The organism is Psychrobacter glacincola, assembly GCF_965118485.1.
GTDB classification, from domain to species: Bacteria; Pseudomonadota; Gammaproteobacteria; order Pseudomonadales; family Moraxellaceae; genus Psychrobacter; species Psychrobacter glacincola_D.
Genome location: NZ_CBCPJH010000069.1, coordinates 1 through 4,487, shown reverse-complemented (window position 1 = coordinate 4,487; position 4,487 = coordinate 1). Strand labels below are relative to the sequence as shown.

The window sequence follows — 4,487 nt, the reverse complement described above, 5'->3', positions numbered from 1 at the left end:
AATTGAAGACGCATAAATATAAGCATGCTGATGAAGAACACAAAGCTCATGACAACATACTGAACCGTAATTTTAGCCCATCAGCGCCCAATCAAGTCTGGACGGGTGATGTCACCTATATTCGTATCAAAGGCGGCTGGTGCTATTCAGCTATCGTTTTAGATTTATATGCCCGTCGTGTGGTGGGCTTTTCGGTGTCAGATTCCCCTGATAGGGTGCTGACCGCTAAAGCGTTGTAGATGGCGTATCACACTAGGCTCAAACCCAGTGGTGTGTTGTTTCATTCTGACCAAGGAACCCATTACACTAGTGAACTGACCCCCATAAGTTGGACACAACTTATGGGGTATTTTTATGCGTTACGATCTAGACTTTAAGATGCAAGTCATCGCATACTATCGGCAAGGCCATAGTAGTCACGCCACCGCTAAGAAGTTTAACGTCAATCCAGAGTTTGTACAAAAATGGGTTAAGTAATACCAAAGCGGTGGCATAAATGCCATTAAGCCAAAGACAAGTAAGGCCAAATATAGCAGTGAGTTTAAACATCACGTGATTACGACCATGCTAGAACAAGGTTTAAGTCAATTACAGACAGCACTGAAGTTTAACATCAGCTCACCGGCCTTAATTAGCCACTGGCACAAAGCGTATCGGCTTTATGGTATGTCTGGACTAATAACCAAGCCTAGAGGTAAAACCGCCATGACCAAACCCTTTATTACAGACAAACCAGATGATGAGAAAACCTTAGCAGAACTTAAGCGTGAGAATGAATACCTACGTGCAGAGGTTGCCTATCTAAAAAAGCTCGATGCCTTGCTCAAAGCGGAGGAACAAGCAGGCAAAAAGCAAGGCTCATCGAAGCGCTAAGACAAGCGCACCCTTTATCTGCTTTGCTAAACATCGCTAAGATGGCTAAGAGTGTCTTTTACTACCATAGGTGTCAGTTTGATCTTAAAGACAAATATGCAGACTTAAAACATCATATTGCTCAGATATACCACAAGCACAAAGGCAGGTATGGTTATCGTAGCGTCACGGCCGCGCTAAAGCAGTTAGGGATTTATCATAACCATAAGCTCATTGCTAAGCTTATGCATGACATGAAGCTCAGCGCAAAGATAAGACGTCAGAAGTACCGATCTTACAAAGGACCACAAGGCAAGATTGCGAAGAACTATTTAAAGCGCCAGTTTCATGCAGATAAACCAAATAAGCGCTGGCTCACCGATATTACTGATTTTAAGGTGGGTGACGATAAGCTGTATTTGTCACCCATACTTGATTGTTATAACAATGAGATTGTCAGTTATACACTCTCAAAGCGCCCGACTTATGACTTAGTTGGCAAGATGCTAGGGCGGGCTTTAGCAAAGACGAAAGTGTGTCGTGATAAGAGATTAATGCTGCATTCAGATCAAGGCTGGCATTATCAAATGAGACTGTTTGGAGTGGTGCTTAAACAGCATGCTATTAAGCAAAGTATGAGCAGAAAAGGTGATTGCTTAGATAACGCACTGATGGAGGGGTTCTTTGATACCTTAAAGTGTGAGACGATTTATATTGAAAAACCTAAAACGATTGAGGGTTTAGAGAAACAGATTTATGAGTACATGCATTATTACAATCATGAGCGTATTCAACTCAAACTAAAAGGACTGAGCCCTGTTAAGTACAGAACTCAGTCCTTGGGATAAACTAAACCGTCCAACATTTGGGGGTCAGTTCATGGTCTCGGTTGGTCAGAGTATTATAAACAAACAATCAAAACTAATGAAAGACTAGGTGGATGAAATGAATACTATAGTAGAGTTCAGATAAAACCGATACAATACATAAAAACTAATCAACTATTTAGATAAACCATGACTTATTCAATCGACTATCGTAAACAAGTGCTGTCTAGTATCGATAATGGTCTGACTGTTAGAGAAGCTGCTGCTTTTTACAAGCTTAGCACCAGTACTATACATAGCTGGAGACAGATTTTAGAGCCTGAGAAAGGGCAAGATAAAGCCCCGACTAAAATACCTGATGACGCTTTGCTTCATGATGTTAAAGCGTATCCTGATGACTATCAGTATGAGCGCGCAAACCGTCTTGGCTGTAGTAAAACCGGCATTCATCATGCCTTAAAACGATTGAAAATCAGTCAAAAAAAAGACACTAGAACACCCAAAAGTCTGTCTGATGAAAAGAGCTAAATATCTCAATCATTTGAGTAGTTATATGACTCAGGGTTATCCCATTGTTTATATGGATGAAAGTGGCTTTGAAGCTGAAACCATTAGACCTTACGGCTATGCACCGATAGGTAAGCCTTGTATTGATCGCTACAACTGGCAAGCAAAAAAGCGTACTAATGTCATTGGTGCTTTGTATAAAAAAATTCTGTTTGCGCTTGATTACTTTGAGCAGAACATTAATAGCACCATATTCTATCACTGGTATAAATACACACTAATACCAAGCCTTAAGAGAAAATGCGTGATTGTGATGGACAATGCTCGGTTTCATAAGAATAATCGCATTCAAAAATTGCTCAATAGACATGGCCATCGTATTCTATGGCTGCCGCCCTACAGTCCTGATCTAAACCCCATTGAAAAGAAATGGGCTCAAGCTAAGTTTCTACGCCAAGGTTGGATGGAGAATAATCTACCTAAACTGTTTCATGATATGGGCTGTATCGATTTTATATTAAACTGAATATATGTAGTTTATCGCAAAATTAAATTTTATCCTGTATTCTGACTTTAAATCTTAATACTTTTTAAATTAAGTCTCTTTTTAGTTAAAAAAATCTTTAACCAAACATCGCATTCTTTACAATCTTACACTTTGTAAAAGTCAGTCAACTTGGATATTTTTCCATTACCTATATTATTAAGCCTAACCTATGGACAAACCATTGAAAAAATTTAGCCTAGTATTCTTACCATCATTTTTGTGGGTCGTATTAACTGGGCTAGGATTTGGCTCTCAAAGCTTATCTAATTTGATTGAACTTATAGGAATTTTTATAGTATCTGTGCTGTGTTTATTTAGCCCAGAACGATTTATAAAATATCAATACCTTCTTGTAATACTCTTAATAATCACTGTCTTAGTGCGTTTTTTAACCCCACATATTCCGGAATAATTTCTTTAGGCTTATTAAACCAGTTGGCTATCTTTTATTTGCACTTCTACTAACTGCCTGCCAATCAAGTCTCAAAGTTACTGAACCAAATTCTTCAAAGCCAACATTTACAGTTATACTGAATAAGGGCTATTTAAGGGCAAGTCTCGCTTAGCAAAGAATGGCTCAAGTGATATCAGAGCAAAACTGTATATGCCGGCGCTAGTCGCCATTAAGCATAATCCTGACATTAAGGCGCAGTATAAGCGACTGCTTGCTAACGGTAAGTGTAAAATGCAGGCTGTCTGCGCAGCGATGCGTAAGCTTGTGCATATTTGTTTCGGCATAGTTAAACATCAACAGCCTTACCAAGCAAGAGTTGAGCTAATTAGCACTTGATTTGGCTTTTTTAGGATAGTATCTCTTATACGCTGTCCAGTTTTATTATGCCATTACACTAAGCACACTACAATTATAATGATAATTCAAAATTTTGATATCATTAGCCTACAGCCAAAGATTCAAGTAGCTATCACCAGTCAATGACTGGCGATAGCTAAAATTGGACACTCCGAGTAGTCTGTTTAAACGTGCTTAGCTTCTAACTTGGTTACTATATCCCTAAAAACTTCCTCAAAATGCTGGTTGTCAGTACATCGTTTGAATGCGTTACCATTCCAAAACCCTAAATGAAATATGATTGTAAGTCGCTTTTTATCCGCAGTTATCCGTCTTATTTCCGATAAGTTAATAATTTCATTGTCTACAACTATAAAACTTGGCATCTAAATCTCTTTCTGTGGTTTTTATTAATAATAGGTAGCTATAAACCTTACTTGCTCTATTTGGTTTCAGTATCAGAGTCGGGCAGGGGTGTACGAATAATAAGGCGATAGATATCAAAACATAGAGTCCAGAAAAACCAAAGCAATATAGCTGCACATGAACCCAAGCCGATAACAATAGTGCTTATTCTAATACCGCCATCCAGACCCCCATTCCAAATATGAGGTGCAATAGGTGGACCCATCGTAGCAATAAATGCCAAGAAGAACCCTAGCATTACTATAAATCCTGTAATTGTCAGGCGTATCACTATTACTAATACATTATCAACCCATGTATCATTCTTCTTATGCTCTAGAAACTTAAACATGACCATCCTTTTTTTGGCTACTTAACTTTCTATCTATTACATTAAGCTAAGGCTTATGCATTTGCCCAAAAAACAACAAGACCATTTCTATCATCAAAAGGCTAATCAGCACTTTTCTATAGATAGACGTAGTATTTTTATTATATTTCCACTCCCATAGCGGTACCAAAATAAGCAGTAGATAAGTAACGCATATCATAAGACCTA

General features: G+C 38.4%; 7 protein-coding genes and 1 pseudogene. 7 read left to right on the top strand and 1 reads right to left on the bottom strand.

The window, feature by feature from the left end; translation table 11 throughout:
* From ACMHKH_RS14485 to ACMHKH_RS14455, 7 genes and pseudogenes are all read left to right on the top strand, one after another.
* Window positions 1-239: DDE-type integrase/transposase/recombinase (locus ACMHKH_RS14485; RefSeq protein WP_413521323.1), on the top strand; the 239-nt coding region annotated here is incomplete at its 5' end.
* Between the two features lie 115 nt (window positions 240-354).
* A complete protein-coding gene (locus tag ACMHKH_RS14480) occupies window positions 355-477 on the top strand; it encodes a helix-turn-helix domain-containing protein (RefSeq protein ID WP_413521322.1) in 123 nt (40 codons plus the stop codon).
* A 15-nt stretch (window positions 478-492) separates the two neighbouring features.
* Window positions 493-873 carry a transposase gene (locus ACMHKH_RS14475; protein ID WP_413521325.1) on the top strand — a complete coding sequence of 127 codons (381 nt, stop codon included), beginning with the start codon at window positions 493-495 and terminating at the stop codon, window positions 871-873.
* Window positions 777-1,700 (top strand): IS3 family transposase, encoded by a 924-nt coding sequence (locus tag ACMHKH_RS14470; RefSeq protein WP_413521324.1) that lies wholly within the window; start codon window positions 777-779, stop codon window positions 1,698-1,700. Before ACMHKH_RS14475 ends, ACMHKH_RS14470 begins: the two co-directional genes overlap by 97 nt.
* A 168-nt stretch (window positions 1,701-1,868) precedes the next feature.
* Window positions 1,869-2,207 carry an IS630 transposase-related protein gene (locus ACMHKH_RS14465; protein ID WP_413521321.1) on the top strand — a complete coding sequence of 113 codons (339 nt, stop codon included), beginning with the start codon at window positions 1,869-1,871 and terminating at the stop codon, window positions 2,205-2,207.
* Window positions 2,194-2,712, top strand: coding sequence for an IS630 family transposase (locus ACMHKH_RS14460; protein WP_413521320.1), 519 nt, complete (start codon window positions 2,194-2,196; stop codon window positions 2,710-2,712). The genes ACMHKH_RS14465 and ACMHKH_RS14460 overlap by 14 nt, the downstream gene beginning before the upstream one ends.
* A gap of 574 nt (window positions 2,713-3,286) precedes the next feature.
* Window positions 3,287-3,523 (top strand): annotated as a pseudogene (locus tag ACMHKH_RS14455) (transposase); the annotation flags it as partial.
* Window positions 3,524-3,965: 442 nt separating this feature from the next.
* On the opposite strand, the gene ACMHKH_RS14450 reads toward ACMHKH_RS14455, so the two are convergent.
* Entirely contained in the window at window positions 3,966-4,187 is a 222-nt protein-coding gene (locus tag ACMHKH_RS14450) for a hypothetical protein (protein WP_413521319.1), read from the bottom strand.
* Window positions 4,188-4,487: the final 300 nt, after the last annotated feature.